Origin of the sequence: Oceanobacillus sp. J11TS1 (assembly GCF_018333215.1) — a bacterium.
Classification (GTDB): domain Bacteria; phylum Bacillota; class Bacilli; order Bacillales; family Amphibacillaceae; genus Oceanobacillus.
This window is the reverse complement of the sequence record NZ_BORO01000005.1, coordinates 164,913-187,759: the sequence shown is the minus strand read 5'-3', so window position 1 is coordinate 187,759 and position 22,847 is coordinate 164,913. Positions and strand designations below refer to the sequence as shown.

Annotated in this window: 20 protein-coding genes, 1 pseudogene and 1 riboswitch; of the genes and pseudogenes, 13 read left to right on the top strand and 8 right to left on the bottom strand. The window is 37.7% G+C overall.

All coding sequences use genetic code 11. From position 1 onward, the window contains the following. Positions 1–136: 136 nt before the first annotated feature. Entirely contained in the window at positions 137–364 is a 228-nt protein-coding gene (gene yedF / locus KI343_RS06455) for a sulfurtransferase-like selenium metabolism protein YedF (protein ID WP_212925616.1), read from the bottom strand. A gap of 46 nt (positions 365–410) precedes the next feature. Beyond that, positions 411–1,553, bottom strand: a pseudogene (gene yedE / locus KI343_RS06450) (selenium metabolism membrane protein YedE/FdhT); the annotation flags it as partial. An 809-nt stretch (positions 1,554–2,362) separates the two neighbouring features. Here yedE and KI343_RS06445 point away from each other — a divergent pair. Then, positions 2,363–3,967 carry a helicase-related protein gene (locus KI343_RS06445; protein WP_212925615.1) on the top strand — a complete coding sequence of 535 codons (1,605 nt, stop codon included), beginning with the start codon at positions 2,363–2,365 and terminating at the stop codon, positions 3,965–3,967. A gap of 347 nt (positions 3,968–4,314) precedes the next feature. Here KI343_RS06445 and KI343_RS06440 read toward each other — a convergent pair whose 3' ends face one another. After that, entirely contained in the window at positions 4,315–5,697 is a 1,383-nt protein-coding gene (locus KI343_RS06440) for an FAD-binding oxidoreductase (RefSeq protein WP_212925614.1), read from the bottom strand. A 205-nt stretch (positions 5,698–5,902) separates the two neighbouring features. Between KI343_RS06440 and KI343_RS06435 the strand changes: the two genes are divergently transcribed. Both KI343_RS06435 and KI343_RS06430 read left to right on the top strand, forming a co-directional pair. Further along, positions 5,903–6,877: a D-cysteine desulfhydrase family protein gene (locus tag KI343_RS06435; RefSeq protein ID WP_212925613.1), complete on the top strand. Its 975-nt coding sequence runs from the start codon at positions 5,903–5,905 to the stop codon at positions 6,875–6,877. Positions 6,878–6,995: 118 nt separating this feature from the next. Next, on the top strand, positions 6,996–7,772 hold the full coding sequence (locus KI343_RS06430; RefSeq protein ID WP_212925612.1) for a TatD family hydrolase: 777 nt from the start codon (positions 6,996–6,998) through the stop codon (positions 7,770–7,772). A gap of 121 nt (positions 7,773–7,893) precedes the next feature. Here KI343_RS06430 and KI343_RS06425 read toward each other — a convergent pair whose 3' ends face one another. Further along, entirely contained in the window at positions 7,894–9,132 is a 1,239-nt protein-coding gene (locus KI343_RS06425; protein WP_212925611.1) for an aminopeptidase, read from the bottom strand. 343 nt (positions 9,133–9,475) lie between these two features. After that, a riboswitch (PreQ1 riboswitch) is annotated at positions 9,476–9,520 on the top strand. Positions 9,521–9,602: 82 nt separating this feature from the next. Here KI343_RS06425 and queC point away from each other — a divergent pair. The 7 genes from queC (at position 9,603) to KI343_RS06390 (ending at position 14,922) form a co-directional block, all read left to right on the top strand. Continuing rightward, a complete protein-coding gene (queC, locus tag KI343_RS06420; RefSeq protein ID WP_212925610.1) occupies positions 9,603–10,271 on the top strand; it encodes a 7-cyano-7-deazaguanine synthase QueC in 669 nt (222 codons plus the stop codon). Further along, complete coding sequence (gene queD, locus KI343_RS06415; protein ID WP_212925609.1) at positions 10,271–10,738, top strand: 6-carboxytetrahydropterin synthase QueD; 468 nt, start codon at positions 10,271–10,273, stop codon at positions 10,736–10,738. The genes queC and queD overlap by 1 nt, the downstream gene beginning before the upstream one ends. Next, positions 10,731–11,459 carry a 7-carboxy-7-deazaguanine synthase QueE gene (gene queE / locus KI343_RS06410; protein ID WP_212925608.1) on the top strand — a complete coding sequence of 243 codons (729 nt, stop codon included), beginning with the start codon at positions 10,731–10,733 and terminating at the stop codon, positions 11,457–11,459. The genes queD and queE overlap by 8 nt, the downstream gene beginning before the upstream one ends. Positions 11,460–11,576: 117 nt before the next feature. Then, complete coding sequence (locus tag KI343_RS06405; RefSeq protein WP_212925607.1) at positions 11,577–12,386, top strand: DUF1835 domain-containing protein; 810 nt, start codon at positions 11,577–11,579, stop codon at positions 12,384–12,386. Between the two features lie 231 nt (positions 12,387–12,617). After that, the gene (locus tag KI343_RS06400) at positions 12,618–13,112 is read left to right on the top strand and encodes a GNAT family N-acetyltransferase (protein ID WP_212925606.1); all 495 of its coding nucleotides are present in this window, start codon (positions 12,618–12,620) and stop codon (positions 13,110–13,112) included. A 42-nt stretch (positions 13,113–13,154) separates the two neighbouring features. Further along, entirely contained in the window at positions 13,155–13,712 is a 558-nt protein-coding gene (locus tag KI343_RS06395) for a cysteine hydrolase family protein (RefSeq protein ID WP_212925605.1), read from the top strand. 265 nt (positions 13,713–13,977) lie between these two features. Continuing rightward, positions 13,978–14,922 (top strand): threo-3-hydroxy-L-aspartate ammonia-lyase, encoded by a 945-nt coding sequence (locus KI343_RS06390; protein WP_212925604.1) that lies wholly within the window; start codon positions 13,978–13,980, stop codon positions 14,920–14,922. Positions 14,923–15,127: 205 nt separating this feature from the next. Here KI343_RS06390 and KI343_RS06385 read toward each other — a convergent pair whose 3' ends face one another. After that, complete coding sequence (locus KI343_RS06385; RefSeq protein ID WP_212925603.1) at positions 15,128–15,463, bottom strand: thioredoxin family protein; 336 nt, start codon at positions 15,461–15,463, stop codon at positions 15,128–15,130. Positions 15,464–16,012: 549 nt separating this feature from the next. Between KI343_RS06385 and KI343_RS06380 the strand changes: the two genes are divergently transcribed. From KI343_RS06380 to KI343_RS06370, 3 genes are all read left to right on the top strand, one after another. After that, complete coding sequence (locus KI343_RS06380) at positions 16,013–17,566, top strand: multicopper oxidase family protein (protein ID WP_212925602.1); 1,554 nt, start codon at positions 16,013–16,015, stop codon at positions 17,564–17,566. A 196-nt stretch (positions 17,567–17,762) separates the two neighbouring features. After that, complete coding sequence (locus KI343_RS06375) at positions 17,763–18,116, top strand: MmcQ/YjbR family DNA-binding protein (RefSeq protein ID WP_212925601.1); 354 nt, start codon at positions 17,763–17,765, stop codon at positions 18,114–18,116. Positions 18,117–18,226: 110 nt separating this feature from the next. Then, on the top strand, positions 18,227–18,706 hold the full coding sequence (locus tag KI343_RS06370) for a metal-dependent hydrolase (protein ID WP_212925600.1): 480 nt from the start codon (positions 18,227–18,229) through the stop codon (positions 18,704–18,706). 152 nt (positions 18,707–18,858) lie between these two features. Here KI343_RS06370 and KI343_RS06365 read toward each other — a convergent pair whose 3' ends face one another. The 3 genes from KI343_RS06365 to KI343_RS06355 form a co-directional block, all read right to left on the bottom strand. Beyond that, positions 18,859–20,214: a sodium/glutamate symporter gene (locus tag KI343_RS06365; protein ID WP_212925599.1), complete on the bottom strand. Its 1,356-nt coding sequence runs from the start codon at positions 20,212–20,214 to the stop codon at positions 18,859–18,861. Positions 20,215–21,155: 941 nt separating this feature from the next. Further along, positions 21,156–22,028: a DUF3307 domain-containing protein gene (locus KI343_RS06360; RefSeq protein WP_212925598.1), complete on the bottom strand. Its 873-nt coding sequence runs from the start codon at positions 22,026–22,028 to the stop codon at positions 21,156–21,158. Continuing rightward, positions 22,029–22,802, bottom strand: coding sequence for a hypothetical protein (locus KI343_RS06355; RefSeq protein WP_212925597.1), 774 nt, complete (start codon positions 22,800–22,802; stop codon positions 22,029–22,031). Positions 22,803–22,847 lie beyond the last annotated feature (45 nt).

Below are 22,847 nucleotides of genomic sequence, written 5' to 3'. Positions count from 1 at the left end.
TACGGGGAGTAGGTAAGAAACGAGCTAATTTTCAGACACCTTCCCCGGGTACCCGGGGAAGGTGTCTGAAAATACATCCCAATAGAGAGGATACCCTATTAATTTACACAAACTTATTGACAGTACCAATACTTATTTAAGCAATAATATAAAATAAATATTCCTGCCCATTTTTAATTGGATCCTTGGCAAATTGATAGCCATGTTTTATTACTTCTTCTGGGATGTTTCTGAATGAAGAAGGACAGTCCGTGATGACCTGGAGAAGTTCTCCTGAAGTCATTCCTTCTAATGCTTCTAATGTGTAAATGACTGGATAGGGGCAAGATTCTCCTCGTAAATCCAACGTAAAACCAACTGACATTTTTCTTTTCTCCTTTCTTGAATCCCATACCGACAAAGCGGTAATTTTTTTGCCGGTAGAGTGTAAGTAAATATAAAATACCAAGCATAACAAGTGTTGCTATAATTGCGCCAACTGGTCCCATGGTAGAAATGAGATTAATTGGTTTTCCGCTGGCCACGAGTGCAGAATAGACTCCTAGATGGTCCCAAGCATAAGCAAGCGCAGTTACACCGATAATATTTCCTACAAATACGGTCAGATAGAGGATTTGCCCCTCCATTAATCGGTACATCATGCCTGTTTCACAGCTGCTTGCCAAAACGATACCAAGACCGAATAGAAATCCGCCAATAAAGGTGCTTGGTGCGGCAATTTGTGTAATAGGTTCCATGCCGTAGATGACAATGACAACCATTGTAACGATAGAACTTACTGCCATGGCGATAATTATTGCCTTTGCCATCACGCCTCGCCCTGTCAGCCATAGATCACGGAAAGCAGAGGTAAAGCAAATTTGCCCTCTTTCTATTAATATACCAAAAAGCGCACCAAAAATGGCTGCAGTACCAAGCAACGGTTTGCCTGTTACAAAGAAAAATAAAATGAGACCTACATACATCAGGGCAATGATCCCGCCAATGTAAGGCTGGATTTTTCTGCTTTTTTTAGCAGAGGGCTTTTTATTTCCTCTTGTTAACGAAGGTTTGCCTTTCCACCATCTTGTTCTCGTGATTTTTGATCCTAAATAGGTACCAATTCCTGTGGCAATAATAAAAATCCATGAGTGGAATGAAAATTGTGGAACGCCAGTGAAAAAAGCTGCCAGGTTACAGCCCAACGCAAGACGCGCACCAAAACCGGCGATAATTCCACCAATTAATCCTTGTACCAGACGCCGTTTTTGTTTTGGGATACGAATCTTAAAATTGTTGCTCAAAAGAACCATCATTAAAGCACCGATAAACATCCCCCAAACAATCCAGCCGTCAGATCTTGAAAACGAAGAACCCTGCATATGTACCAGATTAAAATAATCCCAGTCTGATATATCGACACCAAAGAACTGTAGGATATGGCCTCCCAAGCGAGTGAATTCGCCTGTTACTGCCCAAACAGTGCCAGTAATGCCAAAATAAATGGCACTGAGGATTCCAGCAAGAATAAGTGCAAAATATGGATTCCAATAACGTGTAAATAGGTTGTTCATCGTTCTAAACTCCTTAATTATTAAAGAATGGAAACTAATTAATGTTACCATACAACTTATATGAATAGGTACTATTTTAGTCCTTTTTTATATTCAGTTCAACTGGTCGTGTCCTGTAGAATTAACATAACGGTCTATTTTGCGGAAGCTCGCGCTGCCTCGAACTTCTTGGTCCTTTTTTCCAAACTTTTTAAACACGCACTAGTTTTTATTTTACTGGTTAATCAACTAGAAAATGAGAACGAAAAAACATTGACTTGCGAACGTAGGTTCTATATACTGTAATTAGTAACTCATCTTGGCTATTCCTCGCTAAAATCTAAGACTCTGTTTTCAATATTTCCTCATAAAAAAATCGCTGCAACTTGTTTATATTAAACAAGTCATGCAGCATTCTATTCCAAACCTTTTCTTTCTACAAATCTGTAGAGAAACATTAAATCTTATTTAATCTTCCCCCAAAAAAACAAACTCCCAAATAAGTAGGTGATGAGACGTCAAAAAGCCACAAGCTAAAGAATTCGATTCGCTCCCTAAAAAAATGCAGAGACCGTTTATCCCATTTATTACAATATGAAACTAAGAATGAGAAAACAATTTCCCAGATAAGAACATTTGTAAATCAGTATCGGAATTTATTAAAACGAGCCAGCGATATAGACGAGGAGAATAAACTTTTTTTTCAGTTAGATTTAGATAGTTTCGAGAACAAACTGTTAGCTTATGAAAAAGAGGAATATCAACGTTTTCAGCTACAATACCGTTTTGATGAACCTTTTGAAGATTGGATTAAAAACAAGCATCATCGAATGTTCATTCTGAAAAGAGGTATAGATGTATTTCTTCAAGAGATAGTTATCCCCGCTGCATATCATCGTGCATTTGAAAATGGAATTCCAGACCACCCCAAAGATGAATATCCAGAAACAAGGTTAATGAAAAGAAGAATTATTATTCATTCTGGCCCCACAAACTCCGGAAAAACCTATCAATCTATCCAATCATTAATAAAAGCAGAAAAGGGTGTTTATCTTGCTCCGCTCCGATTATTAGCTTTAGAAATATTTGAAAAACTGCATGATGCTGGCGTGAATTGTGATCTGATTACGGGGGAGGAGGAGGCGCTTGTTCCTTTTGCTACCCATCTTTCTTCAACGATAGAGAAAGCAAATTTTATGGAGATATATGATGTAGCTGTCATAGATGAAGCACAATTAATTGGTGATAAACAGAGAGGGAATGCCTGGTATCGTGCCATCCTTGGACTGAAAGCAAAAGAATTGCATATCTGCTGTTCACTGTATGCAGTAGAGCTGAATGAAAAAATAATAAAAGAGTGTAAGGACCAGGTAGAAATTCATCATCATGAACGCAGTACGCCGTTAAAAATACAAAATACAAAGGTTGATTTTCCAGTTGATATTCAAAAGGGGGATGCGATTATTGCTTTTTCTCGTAAAAAAGTTTTACGATTGGCTGCCCATCTAAAAAAAGCAGGTTTCAAACCAGCTGTCATTTATGGTACCCTGCCTCCAGTTACCAGAAGAAAACAGGTTGAACTATTTAATGATGGTGAAGCGGATATCGTTGTGTCTACAGATGCTATTGGAATGGGACTAAATCTGCCAATACAACGGGTTGTGTTTACAGAGCTAAAAAAATATGATGGCACCGTTGTAAGGGAATTAACCTCCCAAGAAGTGAAGCAAATAGCTGGCAGAGCTGGAAGGAAGGGGATTTTTAATATTGGCTATGTAGCAAGCCTTACAGCAAAAGGCTGTCAAATTATTGAAAGGAAATTAAAACAAAGAGATATTCCTGTAAAAACGGCAATTATTGAACCTTTAGAAGAAACAATTGCGCAAATTCAATATGGTCAACTGGTTGATAAATTAAGGCATTGGAATGATTTTACCTATAAACTGGATTATCTGGAAAAGGCAAATATTGATCAGAGAATAAATTTATTGACTAGCTTACCGAAAAAATTGGTGGCAAGCACTCCTGAAAGTGACCTGTATCGGGCAATCCATATTCCATTTAAAGCACATAAGATGAACTTAGTTAATCAATGGGAAAGGTATATTTTAGAGGTGATTAAGAAGAACCCGGAATTAGAGAAACCAGAAATTGAACTATCAAAAAGATGTAGCTTAGAATTACTTGAAGAGAAATACCAACTATTAGATCTTTATTATTCTTTTAGCAAGGTATTTCAAAAACGTTTGGATCAAGATTGGTTAATAGAAAATCGTGAAAATGTTTCTAATCTTATTCTTCAATATTTAGTGGGTAAAAATTTAGATATTTTTATTAAATGTCAAGCTTGTGGCGAGGAGAAGATTTTGTATTTTGAGGAAGGAGACTACTGTAGCTCATGCAAATTTGAAAAAGCTCCATTTTTGTTTAGTTAGCCTCGTAAAGTATCATTTATACAAAAAACAGCTCCTATAATAGGCGCTGTTTTTTGTAAATTATTCACGCTGACCGTCTTGTAATAGTTGGAACTATATAACTAATCGTACTTTTTTTGTTACTATTAACGAGTGAATAACTACCTGCTACATTAATTAGCTTTCTTTAAATTTTACATCGTCTCTGGCAGCGGGTTTGTTTGCTCAAGGCTACCGGATCAACTGGCTTTAAGGTTTGTCCCATGCTAAACATCACAATCCTAAGTAAAAACGTAATAGAACCTCCAAAAAAATGAAGGTAGAAGGTAACAGCTGTGAGAATTACCAAAACAGTACCAGCTAATGCGCTAACCTTCTCTAATGTCTACCTCTACGATTTTAGTAGGATTTAGTATATTATTTGGATCTAAAGCTCTTTTAATGTTTGTCATGACATCGAGGGCTGCACCGTGCTCTTCACGCTGATAAGGTTTCTTTCCAACACCTACACCGTGTTCGCCTGTACAGGTTCCGCCACGCTCTAACGCATAACGCACGACTTTTTCATTAAATTGTTTTGCATTTTTTACTTCCTCTTCATCCTCCATATCAATCATTATCAATGAGTGGAAGTTTCCGTCCCCAACATGCCCTAGTATCCCTCCAGGAATATTTAGTTTATCTAATTCCTTACGAGCATAAATGACTGAACCTGCTAATTCCGAAATGGGCACAGCGACATCTGTAAGCATCATTTTTTTACCAACATAGTCATGAATATATGCGTATGCTAAATTATGACGAGCCTCCCATAAGTGATTTCGGGCTGCCGTATCTGTTTCTGAAGTAAATTTGTCGCACTTATGATCTTGCATGATTTCTTTTGTAAAAGCAACATCTGCTTGCAGGCCGGCTTCATTTCCATGGAATTCTAAGAAGAGTGTCGGTTTTACAGGATAATCTGTCTCACTGAATTTATTAATTTGTTTCACGGAAGCTTCATCAACAAATTCAATCCTTGCAATCGGAATTCCGGCATGCAAAACCGAAGTTACTGCTTCAATGGCATTGGTGAGATCTGGGAAAGTTGCCCGTGCTGCAACAACATGTTCCGGTATTCCATAAACCTGAAGCGTGAGTTCTGTAAAACAGCCAAGTGTTCCCTCAGAACCGATAAAAAGACCATTTAAATGATAACCGGAAGCCGATTTTGCTGCTAAACTCCCTGTATGTATAACGCTTCCATCAGCAAGCACCACTTCCATGTCACGGACTTGATCCCGCATAACGCCGTATTTTACAGTGGTCGTACCGCTGGCATTTGTTGCAGCCATTCCGCCAAGCGTTGCATTTGCACCAGGATCAACGGAGAAAAACAATCCATGCTTTTTTAATTCTTTATTCAGCTGTTCTCTTGTAACTCCCGGCTGAACTTTTACGAGTAAATCGGTTTCTTTAATTTCCAGCACCTTGTTCATTAACGAAAAATCCACAGTGATACCTTTTTCATAAGGTATGACATGTCCTTCTAAGCTGGAACCAGCACCAAAAGGCGTTACAGAAGTTTTGTATTCCTGTGCTACTTTCATAATGTGGGTAACATCCTCTGTTGATTTTGGAAAAACAACGATATCAGGAAGACTTGTTTGATGATAGGTCTCATCCTTGCTATGTAGTTCTCTAACTGTTTGATTGGTAGAAATTTGTTCATCTGTTAATTTTGCCTTTAATGCTTCTATTACTTTTTTCATTTTTTTGCTCCTCTCTAGTAAAAAAGGTAATAAGATTTTAAATAGATACAAATATGGAGACTATCGATATATTATATTCATTATAAAGATTTTTCGAATTAATTCAATGATTTGGATATAATTTACGATTGTTATTGGTTGCTTCATTTAGTAATTGTTCGCTATCATAAATGGGTAAGCAGAATGAAAGAGAGAGGAACTAAAAATGCGTAAATTAAATATTGCTAATCTGGATACACCAATTAAAAAGCTCGAAAAACTTAGCGATGAGCTTGGGAAAAACATCTATATGAAACGAGATGACTTTACAGGTGTAGAAGTCTCTGGGAATAAAATAAGAAAACTGGAATACGTTATTCCATATGCATTAGACAATGGATACGATACTATTATTACAACAGGGGCATGCCAATCTAACCATGCTAGAGCAACAGCTGCAATTTGTGCTATGATGGATCTGGAGTGCCATCTCATCCTTCGTGGCGAAGTGAAAGAATATGAAGGAAATCTTTTTCTTGATGATATGCTTGGCGCTAACGTAAATATTATTCCACCTAGTTCATCCCGTGAAGATGCGATGGAGGAGCTAAAACAGGAGTTGGAGACTCAAGGGAAAAGAGTATTAATTATTCCAGTAGGTGCCTCAAATGCAATTGGTTCCTATGGCTATATAAATTGCTATCAAGAAATCGTGAAACAAGAGGTAGAAATGGGTATTCATTTTGATTCTATTAATCTCGCTATTGGATCTGGCGGTACGTATGCAGGGCTATGGTACGCTAATGAGGAAGCCGATACAAAAAATAAAATTATTGGTTATTCTGTTGATGAAACAGCAGAGGTATTCAAAGAAGATATTATTAAAATTGTAAATGACATAGAAGATGCAAACCATAATTTTGATACGATTTCAATTAATGACAGCTATATTGGGCTTGGTTATGGTAAAGCAACAGATGAAGAGCTGGCATTTTATATTGACTTCGCGAAAAGGGAGGGGATTATTCTTGATCCTGTTTATACAGGGAAGGCTTTTAGAGGATTAGTTACTGAAATAAAGAATGGTCATTATGCTGATCAAGAAAATATTCTATTCATTCATACAGGTGGTCAACAAGGTTACACAAAAGAGATGAGAGATAGGATTCAGGCTATTTTAAGAAAGAGTGAAAGAGCGTAATGTTTTGTTTATAAAAAGCGAAAATAGTCAATGAAATAAGCAAAAGACAAAGGGTTATTGTAAAAGCAAGTAGCCCTTTGTCTTTTTACTATAACCGTTTCTAAAGGAGGGGATGAACGTGTACGTTATTGATGCACATATTCATTTGGATTGGTATCAACCGAATGAGCGGAAGCAGTTATTCCATACCCTAAAAGTGGATGGCTTGATATCTGTTGCAAGCGATTTTGAAAGCTGTCAAAAAGTATGGCAATTAGCACAAACATATCCGTTCATTTATCCTGCTTTTGGATGGCATCCGGAACAGATATTACCGCCTACAAACGAAATTAATCGTATTTTACATGCAATTGACCAAAGTTGTGAAGACATTGTTGCAATTGGAGAAGTGGGGCTGCCTTATTATACAAAACTCAAAAATCCTTCATTGGATGTCACGCCTTATCTCACAATATTAGAGCGGTTTATACAAGCTGCAAAAAAGTGTGATTTGCCGATTGTATTGCATGCTGTTTATGAATATGCCCCGATTGTTTGTGATCTCCTCGAAAAATATGAGATTAGACGGGCTCATTTTCATTGGTTTAAAGGAGATAGAGATACCATGAAACGTATGAAAGAGAAAGAATATATGATTTCCATAACTCCCGATTGCTTATATGAAGGGGAGATTCAGTTATTAATTAAACAATACCCATTAGAACTTATCATGGTAGAGACAGATGGACCATGGCCGTTTAAAGGGCCTTTTCAGAATAAGATGACACATCCTAATATGGTTATTGATGTAATAAAGAAAATAGCTGGGGTTAAGGAAATGTCTTTCGATGAAGTTCGACGACAAATCACTGCTAATACGACTGATTTCTACCGATTAAAACAGTTTGATAAGTAGTCGGATAGAGCAGACATCTGGTTTATATTTTTTAAGTTGCGTTTTTACCTATTTATTGCTTATAAAACGCAAAAAATCCAACTATATGTGGTTGGATTTTTAACGGATTATTTGCTAGTGATTATGCCCAAGCGCCTTTTCTAAAGATAGGAACACGGCTGCCATCTTGTTTAATGCCATCGATATCCATTTGGTTGGAGCCAATCATGAAATCTACGTGTGTGGTGGAACGGTTAAGACCTGCTTCTTTTAATTCTTCTTCAGTCATCTCCGTTCCTCCATTTAAGTTAAATGCATAAGCAGAGCCTAGTGCTAAGTGGTTCGAAGCATTTTCATCGAATAACGTATTGAAGAATGTTAACCCAGATTGGGAAATAGGTGACGCGTCGGGAACTAAAGCGACTTCTCCTAAACGCGAAGCTCCTTCATCCTGCTGGATTAATTTTTGTATAACCTCTTCTCCTTTTTCCGCAGTTACTTTTGTTACTTTACCATTTTCAAAATGGAATTCCATCCCTTCAATGACGGAACCCGCATAGCTTAATGGTTTGGTTGAAACGACAACGCCATCTACACGGTTAGCATCCGGAGCAGTAAATACTTCTTCGGTCGGCATATTGGCTATAAAACGTTCTCCGCGTGAATTAAAGCTTCCTGCTCCTTCCCAGCGATGATTTTTCGGCAACCCTACAGTTAAGTCCGTACCTGGAGCCGTATAATGTAATGCTACAAATTGTTCTTTATTCAAAGTTTCTGCCTTTGTTTCAAGTGTTTTATCTTTTTCGCTCCATGTGGTAATAGCATCTTCATCATATAAATGTACGGATTTGAAAATAGCATCCCATAATGCATCTATTTGTTCTTCAACAGAATGCAATTCAGGAAAGACTTTAGCCGCCCACTCTTGACTGGCAGCAGCTACTACAACCCAGGAAATTTTATTTGACTGCGTTGCTTGAGCCAATGGTTCGAAAGCTTCACCTGCTGCTTTTTGAGTTGCGGCGATTTTTTCACCATCTAATCCTTTAAAGGCATCTGGATCGTTTGAAACAACATTGATACGGCTAGCACCTTGTTCAATGATGTAATTCATTTCTTCAATGCGATAATCAGGAATATCTGTCAAGGTTTCAGCGGATTGATATTCGAATCCAAGTCGTGAAACTTTATCGTCTCCCCATTTAACAATAACGCGTTTTGCACCTTTTTCATAAGCTGCTTTTGTAATTTTGCGGGCTAATGGAGCTTGATCGACATCGATAGTCAGCACAACAGAGTGACCTTTTTGTACATTAACACCGGTAGAAACAATCAATTCTGCGTATTTTTCTAGTAACTGATCAAAATTTTCTAAAGCCATATAAAGCCTCCTCGTAAGTATAATATACGCTTTCATCGTAGCATAAACATGTACTAATAACAATTTGAGTGCAGGATATAGACAGTATCTAAAGGGGGAAAAGCTATCGTTTTACATATTATATTTGAGTATACCAGTTTATCCAAAAAATAATATGTGCAAACGCTAAACATGGAGATACTAGAATGAAGAACTTTCCATAGCTGAATAATCAAATCATAGAAATGGTGTGTTGGCTTTTGTTTCCTTCCCCAAAAATTACTGAAGGAAAAATATAACATAATCTCAAAAAGTATGTTATACTGCCAATTGTATTAAAAATTAATAAAGTCTACGAAATGAAGTAGGAGAGGTTCTAGCTACACCCTCTATAAAAAACTAAGGATAACCGTACCGTGCCTTAGGTATGGTTTTTTATATTTTTCGGGTGTATAGAATTCTCTTTTTCCAATTGGAAAGGGGATTTTTTTATGGATAAAAATAATCGTGCAGTAGTTGTTTTCAGTGGCGGGCAGGATAGTACAACCTGTTTGTTTTGGGCATTAGAAAAGTTTGATCATGTGGAGTTAGTTACTTTTGATTATAATCAGCGTCACAGCTTGGAGATTGAAGTGGCTAGAGAAATTGCTGAGGAGCAGGGGCTAAAGCATCATATTTTGGATATGTCTTTATTAAATCAACTAGCTCCAAATGCATTGACAAGAGCGGATATAGAAGTAGAGAACGCCGAGGATGGCGCGTTACCCAATACATTTGTTCCAGGGAGGAATTTACTTTTCCTTTCTTTTGCAACGATCCTAGCCAAGCAAATTGATGCAAAGCATATTATTACGGGAGTATGTGAGACGGATTTTAGCGGATATCCGGATTGCCGTGATGTCTTTACTAAATCATTAAACGTAACTTTGAACCTATCGATGGATGAAAACTTCGTAATTCATACCCCATTAATGTGGCTGGATAAGGCAGAAACATGGGAGTTGGCTGATCAATTGGGCGTCTTCGAGTATGTCAGGGAAAGGACATTAACCTGCTATAACGGTGTAAGAGGTGCAGGGTGTGGAGAGTGCCCCGCATGTAAATTACGCCAGCGGGGATTAGACCAATATTTAACTAGAAGAAAAGGTGTGAATAAATAATGTTTGGGTTTCGCATTGTGGAAGAGTTACAAAAGCTTGATAAAGATATTCGCAGAGAACAGTTAGCCTACCATCAAAAGCGTGTGATGGTAAGTAAAAAGTTTACCTTTGACGCTGCCCACCATCTTCATTGTTATGAGGGGAAATGTAAGAACCTCCATGGGCATACATATCAAGTCATATTTGGTATCAGCGGTTTTGTTGATGAGGTAGGGCTTGTTATTGACTTTAGTGACATAAAAAAGATTTGGAAAGACAAGATTGAAGTGTTTTTAGATCACCGTTATTTAAATGAAACACTACCAAAGATGAACACGACTGCTGAAAATATGGTTGTTTGGATCTTTGAACAAATGGAAGATGCAATCCGTGACCTCCCAAATGATTGTCGGGTGGAATTTGTTCAATTATTTGAAACACCAACAAGTTACGCAGAAGCAAGAAGGGAGTGGATCTATCATGCGTAAAATACCGGTTTTAGAGATATTTGGTCCTACGATTCAAGGAGAGGGAATGGTAGTAGGACGAAAGACGATGTTTGTCAGAACGGCAGGATGCGATTATCGGTGCGCTTGGTGTGATTCCGCATTTACATGGGACGGCAGTGCCAAGGAAGACATCGTCCAGATGACGAGTGATGAAATTTGGCAGCGGTTGAAAGAAATAGGCGGTAACCAGTTTGACCATGTCACAATCTCAGGAGGGAATCCGGCTTTGTTATCTGCTTTAGACAGTTTGGTCGATATGCTTCACGAAAATGGTATGGAAGTTGCGCTAGAAACACAGGGAAGCCGCTATCAGGATTGGTTTGTAAAAATTGATGATCTTACCATTTCTCCTAAACCGCCAAGTTCTAAGATGAAAACAAACTGGGAGAAGCTAGATTACATCATCAACCAACTAGAAAGAAATGGGCGATTAGAGAATACCAGCTTAAAGGTAGTAATTTTTGATAAAGAGGATCTTCATTACGCAGAAAAACTGCATCAGCGTTATCCTGGGGTTGCTTTTTTCTTGCAAGTGGGAAATGATGATTTAGAGGAAATCGAACCGCAACAATTATCCCAACATTTATTAAATAAATATGAATGGTTAATCGACCAAGTAGTAGCGTCGACTGTGCTCAATCGTGTCCGTGTTCTGCCACAAGTTCATGCATTGGTCTGGGGCAATAAGCGAGGCGTATAAAAAATAAAAATCTACGGATGGTAGTATAATCTGGTAGAAATAAAGGTTAAAAACCTGCTATTATATTATAAAAGCATGATTGACATAGTTTACAAACTGGGAATGTTGGGGGATAGTATGGTACATCTTATATTTGGAAATACAGCAGCAGCTTGTTTAAAGCATGCATTCCGTAAGCGAAATCATCAAATAATCGGGTCTCCTATTGACTTTTCTGTAGGACCTATCCGAGATATTCATCAACCTGATGGCATAGAGGAACATTTTGTTTGGAAAGCTTCTTCTTTTCGGGAGGTAGGGAACTACCATGCTAATCGTTCCGCTTATCAAGAAGCCCTGAAACAATTATCGGAAATAAAAGATGGGGACAAACTGACCATTTGGACTTGTGAAAATGCCTCTGAGCAAATCGGTCTACGGATCAGCTGCTATTTATTAAAAAATAAAAATGTGGAATTGACGCTAGTAAACACTGCACAAGCGATGCAGGAATATATGAAGGGGAAGGATATAGATATTTCCATTCGCATGACGGGGGATTGTAATGGGAAGCAGTTGCTCCATTTTTACGATCATTTGTATGTTTCGATTACAAAAGAAATGAGGCAAACCTTCGAACAGGAGGGAAAAGAACTACTTCAACGTGGCAGTTTGGTTCGTTCTTGGAAACAAAGGAAAATAATTGATGAGTTAGAAACAAGAGATGATGCATATATTATAAAATATGTGAAAAAATTGGAGCGAGAAAGAGGAGAAGGACTATTTATAAATACAGCACAGGTAGTTGGAGGCGTATTAGGGGAGGTTGAACATATTTTGTCAGATGCATGGATTGAGTACCGAATTCGATCACTCATACAAGCGGGTAAATTCAAATATGATGGCAGCCTGCAAGCGATGCGGATGTACAGGATAAAAACGGTGTGAAATTGCTTTTTAAAGATTAAAAGTACCTGCCTTATCAGAATGACGATAAATCTTTCGCTCTTTTGATAAGGTAGTCTATCTTGTTCTCCACTAATTCTGGTCTAAATCAATCCCTCCGAGCATTGACACAGCAATCATAGCGATTTGTCACGAGTGCCGACCCGCGCTTTCTGTTAAATTAACTAAAACAGACTGATGAGTAAGAGTTTATTGACGATAGGAGGTGTGAACATGGAGATAGCTATCATAAAACCAACGACAAAACACGTAGAGGCTATTGCTGCGATTTGTTCTGCTGGTTGGAGACAAACGGTAGAAGGGAAGTTAAGTGAGGAATATCAAAATAAGAACGTAATGGACTGGTATAACCACGAACGCGTTAAAGTAGACATAGAAGAAGGAGCTTATACGCATGTTGCGTTGCTCGATTCAAGGGTTGTAGGAGTGATTGGCGGTGGAATAACCAATCATCTTGTGAGTGAGGTTTTTGTATTTTATGTGGATGAAAAATATAGATATAAGGGAATTGGAAGACGATTGCTGAATGCGCTAACACGAGAACAGAAAGACAAAGGGGCTACAGTACAATGGGTATCCGTGCAGGAAGGGAATGAAAAAGGGTTTCCGTTTTATGAGGCGCAAGGATTCTTGATGCATGAGAAGCGAATAGGGTGTACGAGTACAGGAGAAGCGTTTACTTCATTACGTTATTCAAGAAAAATATGATGATTTACATCTATTTTTTTCTATTGAAAGTGGGGAATGAATTTGAAGCAAGCATTATTAATCATTGATGCACAGCAAGCGTTAATCGACGGTAATCATGAAAGAAAAGCAGTCTTTCAAAAATCGCAGCTAATATTCAATATTAATTTAGTGATTGAAAAGGCGAGAAAAGCTACTGTACCTACTGTATTTGTAAGGGATCTAGATGTTAGTGAAGGAAAAGGAAGCGGATTTGAAATTCACAAAGATATTCAAGTGCCTGCAGAAGCAGAAACCTTTGATAAATCTGCAACAAATTCTTTTTACGGAACAGGACTATTAACATATTTAAAATCCCAGCAAATAAAACATATTGTTATAATGGGATGTGAAACACAGCATTGTATTGACAGCGCTGTCAGAACAGCAACCATTTACGGATTCGATGTTACATTAGTTGGTGATGGACATTCGACATTGGGTAATGATGTCTTAAGCCAGGAACAAATCATAGCACATCATAACAGCACACTTCATGGACATTACAATGTAGATCATTTTTCCATTGTGAGAAAAACAAATGAAGATTTATTTAGCCCTACGCATGATTCTTATAGATAGTACAACGTTAAAAGCGACATATTCCTGTGTCGCTTTTATTTAGCAAGTTTTTTATTTTTGTTTAGAGAAAACTAAATGTATAACTTCCTTCATTAACCATAACTTCCATTCTCTGAGAATGCGGCCCTAGGTAAATGAAATAAATTAGCTCCAGATACTTAATTTAGCAATAGTTTGATTACCTTCATTCCATTTTAACTTGGATAGAAGACGAGGGAGAAAAGATGTATATTTTGCCTTAAATAGAAGAGAGGAGAGGTCCATCATGTTTGAAAAAATAGTAGAAGCAGCCAATCGACTAGATGGGATTGCTCATAAAACACCGGTACTTACGTCAACGCTTTTAGATGAATTAACGGAAAATCACATTTTTCTCAAGTGTGAAAATTTCCAACGTATGGGAGCGTTTAAATTCCGCGGTGCTTATAATGCGATCAGTATGCTTTCAAAAGCGTCTAGGAATAAGGGAGTAATTGCTTTTTCATCTGGAAATCATGCGATGGCGACTGCTTTGGCTTGTAATATACTTCATATTCCTGCCACTGTTGTAATGCCGGCTGATGCGCCTCAGGTTAAGGCTGCCGCTGTACAGGATTATGGCGCTTCTATCATAACATATAACCGCTTAAGAGAGTCACGGGAGCAAATAGCTCAAGAGCTCATGGACGAATTTGGTTATACTTTAATCCCTCCTTTTGATGCGGAACCAATTATTTTTGGACAAGGTACAGTTGCTAAAGAGTTCATTGAAGAAGTTGGAGAGCTAGACTATCTACTAGTACCTTGCGGAGGTGGCGGACTGTTAAGTGGATGTGCAATCAGTGCAAAATATTTGCTGCCTGACTGTAGGGTAATAGGGGTGGAACCTGCTATAGCGGATGATGCAACAAAATCATTTAAGACAGGTGCGTTACAAGTTAACAAAACGCCAAACTCTATTGCTGACGGCTTAAATACAACCTCATTAGGTAAAATTACCTTTCCTATCATTAATAACTATGTTGATGATTTTGTAACTGTTTCTGAGGAAGAGATAAAAGCTGCTATGTACTTTCTTTGGACTCGATTAAAAATTGTCGTTGAACCGTCTGGAGCTGTTGCATTAGCAGCATATCAAAAGCTTTCGGTTAAAGGTAAACGAATTGGAGTAGTAGCAAGTGGGGGAAATGTGGATGTTAAGACAATTGGTAACTTATTTCTGGGTATCTGATTAATACCTATCTTTATTTTTTGTAATTCATATGAGAGGGATATGTAAATGCTTTAGCGAAGAATGGTTTACTATTAACGAAAATGGAGTCGTTTAGGAGCATATAATTTTTTCATTAGAAATAACATAGAAAGAGCCAGTCTATCCACATAAGAAGTGAAAAGGCTGGCTTCTCTATATACGAGTTTTATATAAATGAAATGTTTTACTTCGTGTACATTTCATAAATTTGACCCAGCTTTTCATTTAATTGTTCAAAACGAACGAAGCGGTCCTCACGAATGTATTCCTTACCGTCTATTATAAACATCATGATTGGAACCGTTAAAATAAGGAACTTCTCTGCCACTTCCTCTACCTTTGTAGCATCAATGTGCCCTAAGTGGATAAGTGGGTAATGATCTAGCAATTCCCTTAACTTGGGTAATATAGCGTGACACACACTACAGTCTGGTCTGGATACATAAAGGAAGCTTAGCTCATGATTATCAAGGAAATCTTCCACCATTTCTATTGTAGTCAGTTCGTTTATTTTTTTCATAACACACCTCCTCGTATGAATGAGGGAAAGGCCATCAAGGGCCGATTCATTCATTTTCTTCCTTAATAAATCTTCTAATCTCCACGGTTCGAGTTTTTTCTGGCGCTATCGAAAGGGCTCCCTGCATTTAAAGGCATCTAAACCATTCCTGGTGAAATGTTCGTGGGCCTACGCGCCAATTTTGACAGTTGTTTCTCCAGTCCGGTAGAAATAGCACGTACTTTTTTCCCGGTTATTAAACACCTTTGCTCACCGCTACTTGCTTTGTTAGTGGGAATCACCTCCTATTTTAAGACTAAAAGTTCATTATCTATTAAAAATTCATGCCCTTAATGAGGAAAGTATAACATTTTCTCCAACCGAAACCATAGCAGTGAAATCAAATGGACTTGTTTTCCTTGAATGATGAGAATGACAACACCCATTGTATAGGAAAAAGCCGAACGTTATATTCATTATAATTAATTCGTTTATACCGTACATTAGCCTTTCCCTTTTTGCTTCTAGTTACATTTACTACTTTAAGGAAAGAAAATGAGGTGAATACGAATGCGTCCGAAGCTAGAAAAATTTGTTGATGCCCTTCCAGGGATCCAGCCTCTAAAGCCTAACAAAAAAACAAAGGACGGGGCTTATTATGAAATTACGATGAAGCAATTCAGGAGTAAGGTACATCGTGATTTACCAGCAACAACTTTATGGGGATATAATGGTCAATTTCCCGGGCCACTGATTGAAGCGAATCGTGATGAACCTGTTCACGTGACTTGGCTAAATCAACTTCCAAACAAACATCTGCTTCCTGTTGATACATCGATTCATGGTCTCGATCAGCTTCCTATTGTACGCACCGTTGTCCATTTACATGGTGTTGAAACAAAACCAGACAGTGACGGGCACCCAGAAGCATGGTATACAAATAATTTTCAAGAGACTGGACCTATCTTTTCAAGGAAAACTTATACGTATCCAAACCATCAACGTGGAAGTCTACTTTGGTATCATGATCACGCTATGGGAATTACACGTTTGAATGTATACGCAGGACTTGTAGGTATGTATATCCTTCGCGATAAGCAGGAGAAAGCATTAAATTTGCCAGATGGTGAATATGAAATTCCGCTTATGATTACAGACCGAAGCTTTAACGCTGATGGTTCATTATTTTATCCATCACAGCCTGATGAAGCAGCGGAGAATCTACCGAACCCATCTATTTTACCCGCATTTGTTGGTGATACAATTTTAGTTAATGGAAAGGCATGGCCATATTTAGAGGTCGAACCAAGAAAGTACCGTTTTCGAATCTTGAATGCGTCGAATACAAGATCCTACCAATTACAGTTGGAATCGGATATATCATTTCAGCAAATCGGCTCCGATGGAGGACTGCTTCGAAATACTGTTGAAATGAAAAAAATCGGTTTGCAGCCAGCTGAACGAATTGATGTTATTATTGATTTTTCAAAATTGGCTGGTCAATCTATCGTATTAAAAAATGATTTAGGTCCGAATGCTGATCCAAACAACGACGCAGGAAATATTATGCAATTCCGTGTTACAAAGCCCTTACAAGGCAAAGACAGAAGTCACTTGCCTTCAGCTTTATCTGTTATTCCTTCCTTAAAACAAAATAATGTTTCTGCAATCCGCTATTTAAAGTTAGTCGGATCAGAGGATGAATTTGGTCGTCCATTATTACTTTTAAACAATCAACATTGGCATGATCCAATTACAGAAAATCCGCGTCTAGGAACAACAGAGATTTGGGCTTTTACAAATACAACAAACTTCTCTCACCCAATGCACATTCACCTTATCCAATTTCAAGTGTTGGATTACCAGCCGTTTGATTTGGACCGTTATAATAAAGATGGAAAAATTCTATTTACAGGACCGCCTAGAGCACCAGCGGCAAATAACCGTGGCTGGAAAGATACCATCGAAGCGCCTGCAGCTAGCATCACTAGAGTAATTGCCAAATTTGCACCATATAGTGGTGAATTTGTCTGGCACTGCCATATTTTAGAGCATGAAGATTATGATATGATGCGGCCTTATATCGTTTTAGATGAAGATAAAAATGGTGAAGAGGAACACTAAATGATACCCAAAAAAGAGCTTAAGTAAAGCGAGATAGCTTGAGCTCCTTTTGGCATTTTATAAAAAGGACGTACATAATGCAATGTAATTCTAGTTAACCACTGTGGTTTAAGAAAGAAGAAACGAAATAATTGAATAATAATGATAACCCGCTTAAAATTTGAATTAGATATACGAGATTAGAAGGGTGATACTTATGAGCAGGGAAGTTATTTTAGAATATGCAAAAAGAAAATACGATACAGCCCCTGATTATCCTTGGGCTAAACTCTCGAAATATGCCGTACTCAGGCATAAGCATCATAACAAATGGTATGGATTACTTATGAATGTTGACAGAAATAAATTGAGTATGGAAGGCGATGGAGAGATAGAAATATTAAATGTGAAATGTGATCCGGAGCTCGCTACTATTTTAAGGAAGGAACATGGAATTTTACCTGCCTATCATATGAATAAGGAACATTGGATAAGTATTGTGTTGAACGGTTCGGTTCCAAATGAGGAGATTTTTCAACTATTAGATTCAAGTTATGAGTTAACAAAGTAGTAAAACTTTAAATGCAGTTACAATTAAATAAAGTTATGAACGTATGTTCTTTTTCTCGAAGGAATGCTATTATTATAGAATGCAATTTAATATTAAAGGAGAAAAAGGACATGACAGGAAAAACACATATTATGGCTGGTATAACAGCAACGACAGCCATCGTTACGATGACCAATGAGTTTCAGCCCGAATGGTTTATTGCAGCAGGAGCAGCAGGGGGATTACTTCCAGATATTTGTCATAGCGGCAGTAAAATTGGACGGAGGTTCCCGGTGATTTCCAGATTCGTAAATACTATCTTTGGGCATCGAACTTTCACACATAGTTTATTATTCTTAGCCTTGATGGCATTTATTTTACCTAAATTAGTCAATAATACATCAATTACCACTGGTCTATTGATTGGTATGATGACACATCTTCTATTAGATGCTGCCACTAAACAAGGAATTAAGCTATTGTATCCTGCAAAGATTACAATTCGTTTTCCCATCACAACGAGGACCGGCGGAAAAGCGGAAAGCATTCTTTTATTATTGCTGACCGTGGCCACGCTCTATTATGCTAATAGTATGGTTGATCTTTTTTAGATGGAAATCTCCCTTTTACGGAGAATCGTCCGGCCATGAATGATTTCCTAAACATTAAATGAGAGAGAATAGCAGTGGTATAATCTGACAATATTGTTTCTGCCATTAAAGAGGAATTTATAATATAGAACATAAAAAACACACCAAGCGTACTAGCTCGGTGTGTTTTCTTTCTTGCCTTGTCCCCACCAGCCTGCTTTTTTGTAAATAATAATAACAGCTACGGTGCCAAGCAAGAGTACTATTGGAATCATCCATGTGAACCCAAGAGCGAAAAGAATCGGTGCAAAGGTGACAATAACGATATCAACAGGTGCAACCCCTACATAGCCCAGTGCATAGTCTTCTGGTGTCCGACTTTTCAGCTCAGGGTCAACAATTCGTAAAAGCGCAAGTCCCATGGCAACGGTACCGGTACTCCATCCCCAGCCAAAAATAGATTTTTCCATCCAGAAATCTCTAAATATATTTGGACCGACAAAACGGAATAGGATATAAGCCCACAGTGTCCCAAAGGCAAATAACAAAATCAGCGGTAATGCGTAATCCATAACCACCGTAATATTAATCGAAGCAATACCAAAAGCGACAAGGTAATCGGTAGCTGTTCCGCCGATACGTCCCATCACGCGGCCATCAATGTATTTATCTGCTTTTAGTTTGCGGCTGATTCCTTGAAAGGCTAAACCTAATATGAACGCAACACTGAATAGCGGAATGGAAACAGCAGGTATTAATTCAGTCAAGATATTTGTCAGCCAATAGGATATGCCAATGATAAAGGCAATAACAGCTAAATGCAGTACAAGCGGATCAATCGAATTAGACGATACGGTTTCTTCTCCCATAGAAGAACGTTTAGATTTTGGCATTAGTCCAGATTTTAGTTCGGTAGGAAGATCTTTAAAGCTTGTAATAAATTTTGTTTCTCCCTTTTCTGTACTTCGTTTAATAAGAAATAAACCGCCTAAAACGGCGACTAGAATCCCTACTGTTGCAGAAGTCATGCCCAAATCCATTGCCTCTTCCCAGCCTGCATGCGCCAAACCTTCCCCGATAGCAGCTGCGGTGCCATGACCTCCTAGAAAACCTGCTCCTAAAATAAGTCCAAATCCACTAGGCAGGTCTTTGAATATAGGATTTAAAAGAAGTAAAGCAAATAGGACGCCTGCTCCCCACATGGATAAGGTCAGGATAAGAGAGTAAGAGAACATATCGCGAACACGATGAAATACCTCTGATAACTGTACTTTAGCAGCGCCGATTGGAATCGCTCCAAAAATAACCGCGATTAATAAAGTAGGATAGCTGCTAAATTGTTCGGAAAAAGGTAAGAGCCCTAACCCGCTTGGACCAAAAGCAAGCCCGAGAAATCCAGCAATCATACTTGCTGGTAAGAATAAAGATTGAATCCATTTCACTTTTGCCCGTAAAATCGTTCCGACAATAAGTAATCCCGAAATAATGCTAATATCTATCATTAATGACCAAATTGTAAAGTTTTCCATTTCTAATAAAATTCCTCCTTGTTTGTTAAATGAATAATAAAATCTAGTAAATTGGAGCCGATCGTGCTAGGCTCAGGATCGGATAAAAAAGGTGAAGCAGAAAGATGTCTGCAAAAATCGCCCATGCAGAATCGACATAATTTTAAGAAAACAAGGTGATGCCTTAAATTCCCAATTATGTGAATAAGGAAGGGCGTTATTCCGATATAACGGTAGTAGCACCGTATATTGAATCCTATGAAACTAAAAAAGAGATATCCAACATTTTTTTGCTAGAAGCATAAAGCGGTATTCGTGACTAATTTCACAAAGGAGCATAGCAGGCGTTGTTTTTAAACAATAAATAAAAGAACAGAATATGAGTCATACATTCAACTTTCCTAAAGTAATTTCAACCGTAATTAGAAAGCAGGAAGCGAATTTCGCATAACTACCTAATTAATTTGCAATCAGAATAGAGATTTTTCTCACAATAAAATCCTTCTACACTATCTTGTGAAGTTAAAGCTGATTCCGCGATGGGCTTATTGAAGTTTTCATGGCTAAAAAATTTATCGGAACATTTGACAGGGGATGATTGTAATTGTTGATAACAAAATGGTTCTAATTCTAGACAGCAAATTCGGTAGTAGAGGTACGCTTTTTTTCATTCTTGCCATTCTCCAGTCATTCCTTTTCCAGCTCGTCGAATACAGTGAATGAAGAGCGGTAGAACTGTAATAGATACTCCTGCTTCTCCTCTGCACCATCCAATTGAAGCATAGGCTCTTTCTTTTATTAAGGTAAATAACTAAAGGATTGGATATCTCACTTACCTTCTCAAAATTACTGACCAATTGTTTTAAATCTACCATAATTTAATGCTAGAAACAATCTATTTATTTAGCCTGTCACAAGGCTATAGGAACACAGGGCCCCGTTTCTGTTATTGATTTCTTGTTTTACATAAGGACCCATTGCGCAATAAGACCGAGAACTACTCCTAAAAAAACGGAAGATAATGTACCTAATAAGAAATATTCCGCCCAGTTTCTATCATCTAACTGTTTAAACCTTGCAATAGACTTGGCAGCAATAATAAAAGCAATAGACGGGTAGGAGCCAATCACAGTTAAGATAATAACAAGCAACCGTTCAATGTAGCCGATGAGTTTTCCGCGGGAACGAAGCGGGGAAGAATATGTGAAATAATGATATTCCTCCATAAAACTGGTATCTGCTTTAGGTTTATTATTTTCCATTCCATTGCTCATTTGGTTTTTCAAAGTGAGTTTACCTTCAAAGTTTGCTAGTTCTGATGGCAAGGAACCAACGATAAACTTTACGATATGACCGCTAACGCTTGTTGCTAAAATATAAATAACGACAATAAATATGGCCGTGTTGAACGGACTTAAACTATTTGCCCCGCCCCAACCTAGAAAATTTGACGGCATTTCTACGACTTTCATTTGAAAGAATAGAGTACAGGTTACGAGTATCATAATGATATGTAATAGTTGATCTAATAAAAAGAATCCGAGTCTTTTCATATCATCGGTTGGGCTTTTTGAAATGGAGTCTATTAATTTTATCTTTAATAAATCAATCAAAATGTGCGTAACTATAATAAAAGCTAAAGGCATAATAAAATGGTAGGTTATATTTTTAAAAGCTTGTTGATACCCCAATATAGCAGCAAGTGCGATCCCTGTTGTAAGCAAATGATGAAAGATATGTTTTTTCAAATATTTTCTTTTGTTTTTCACCATTTGATCTGTCTGCAGCCAGAAGTCAGCGATTAAATGCGCGAGAAGGAGCGGTAGTACAGTCATTTACAATCTCCTTTCTTTTGGAAAATAATCGTTCAGATGTCTTATTACATGTTGCCGAATGTTTGTTTGCAACTGATCTATTAGGCGATATTTATTTTGCGCGTCTAATGAATCCAGCACTTTAACGATATCATAAAAAGTATTTAAGATAACATGCGTTTTACCCTGTTTTATATGATGGGATATTGTAGCTGTTGTTCTTTCAAGATATTGGCTTACTTTATTCTGCTGACCGAGCATAAAATACAAAGAACAGACGAGAGATTGTATTCCAGTTTGTTCGTTCATTTGTTCTTGCTTTAGAGTCAAACTCGTATTTAATAAGGTTTCAAACTGCCTGCTAAAAGCGGTAAAACCTTCATTGCCTGATAAACGAGGTATTGCAAAGCGAAACTGTATTCGGTTTTGTTGTTTTTTTAGATAATCATTAGCATTTCTTGCTTGTTTCATCAATGGGTGAATCCAAGTTTCTATGTTGATTGTACTTAAATCCGCTTGAATATCACCAAATGATAGACCGAAATAAGGTTTATGATCGATGAACTTCCAAATACGGCTTATATAGAAAGCAAGTGTATATGCCGATGCATAGCCGCTGCATACGACAGCCAATTCATCACCAGCACGGTGACTAACCTTTGCAACAACGGTATGCTGTGTCCACTTCCCAATATCTATTGCTAATTGCTGCAGATATTCACTTAATTCATTTCCGATATCTTCTTTTGACGAATTACTTACATCCATAATGAAAACGGAAACTTCCTTTAACATGTATAAACAACACCTTCCTTATTCAAAGTCCAGAGAAGTTTGATT

What these genes read in the sequence shown, in the direction of transcription:
- queD (WP_212925609.1), top strand. Translation starts at nt 10,271, where the DNA reads ATGTTTGGGTTTCGCATTGTGGAAGAGTTACAAAAGCTTGATAAAGAT.
- KI343_RS06360 (WP_212925598.1), bottom strand. Translation starts at nt 22,028, where the DNA reads ATGACTGTACTACCGCTCCTTCTCGCGCATTTAATCGCTGACTTCTGG.
- KI343_RS06445 (WP_212925615.1), top strand. Translation starts at nt 2,363, where the DNA reads ATGTTCATTCTGAAAAGAGGTATAGATGTATTTCTTCAAGAGATAGTT.
- KI343_RS06375 (WP_212925601.1), top strand. Translation starts at nt 17,763, where the DNA reads ATGAGCAGGGAAGTTATTTTAGAATATGCAAAAAGAAAATACGATACA.
- KI343_RS06440 (WP_212925614.1), bottom strand. Translation starts at nt 5,697, where the DNA reads ATGAAAAAAGTAATAGAAGCATTAAAGGCAAAATTAACAGATGAACAA.
- KI343_RS06380 (WP_212925602.1), top strand. Translation starts at nt 16,013, where the DNA reads ATGCGTCCGAAGCTAGAAAAATTTGTTGATGCCCTTCCAGGGATCCAG.
- KI343_RS06405 (WP_212925607.1), top strand. Translation starts at nt 11,577, where the DNA reads ATGGTACATCTTATATTTGGAAATACAGCAGCAGCTTGTTTAAAGCAT.
- KI343_RS06365 (WP_212925599.1), bottom strand. Translation starts at nt 20,214, where the DNA reads ATGGAAAACTTTACAATTTGGTCATTAATGATAGATATTAGCATTATT.
- KI343_RS06370 (WP_212925600.1), top strand. Translation starts at nt 18,227, where the DNA reads ATGACAGGAAAAACACATATTATGGCTGGTATAACAGCAACGACAGCC.
- KI343_RS06385 (WP_212925603.1), bottom strand. Translation starts at nt 15,463, where the DNA reads ATGAAAAAAATAAACGAACTGACTACAATAGAAATGGTGGAAGATTTC.
- yedF (WP_212925616.1), bottom strand. Translation starts at nt 364, where the DNA reads ATGTCAGTTGGTTTTACGTTGGATTTACGAGGAGAATCTTGCCCCTAT.
- KI343_RS06400 (WP_212925606.1), top strand. Translation starts at nt 12,618, where the DNA reads ATGGAGATAGCTATCATAAAACCAACGACAAAACACGTAGAGGCTATT.
- queE (WP_212925608.1), top strand. Translation starts at nt 10,731, where the DNA reads ATGCGTAAAATACCGGTTTTAGAGATATTTGGTCCTACGATTCAAGGA.
- KI343_RS06435 (WP_212925613.1), top strand. Translation starts at nt 5,903, where the DNA reads ATGCGTAAATTAAATATTGCTAATCTGGATACACCAATTAAAAAGCTC.
- KI343_RS06390 (WP_212925604.1), top strand. Translation starts at nt 13,978, where the DNA reads ATGTTTGAAAAAATAGTAGAAGCAGCCAATCGACTAGATGGGATTGCT.
- KI343_RS06355 (WP_212925597.1), bottom strand. Translation starts at nt 22,802, where the DNA reads ATGTTAAAGGAAGTTTCCGTTTTCATTATGGATGTAAGTAATTCGTCA.
- queC (WP_212925610.1), top strand. Translation starts at nt 9,603, where the DNA reads ATGGATAAAAATAATCGTGCAGTAGTTGTTTTCAGTGGCGGGCAGGAT.
- KI343_RS06425 (WP_212925611.1), bottom strand. Translation starts at nt 9,132, where the DNA reads ATGGCTTTAGAAAATTTTGATCAGTTACTAGAAAAATACGCAGAATTG.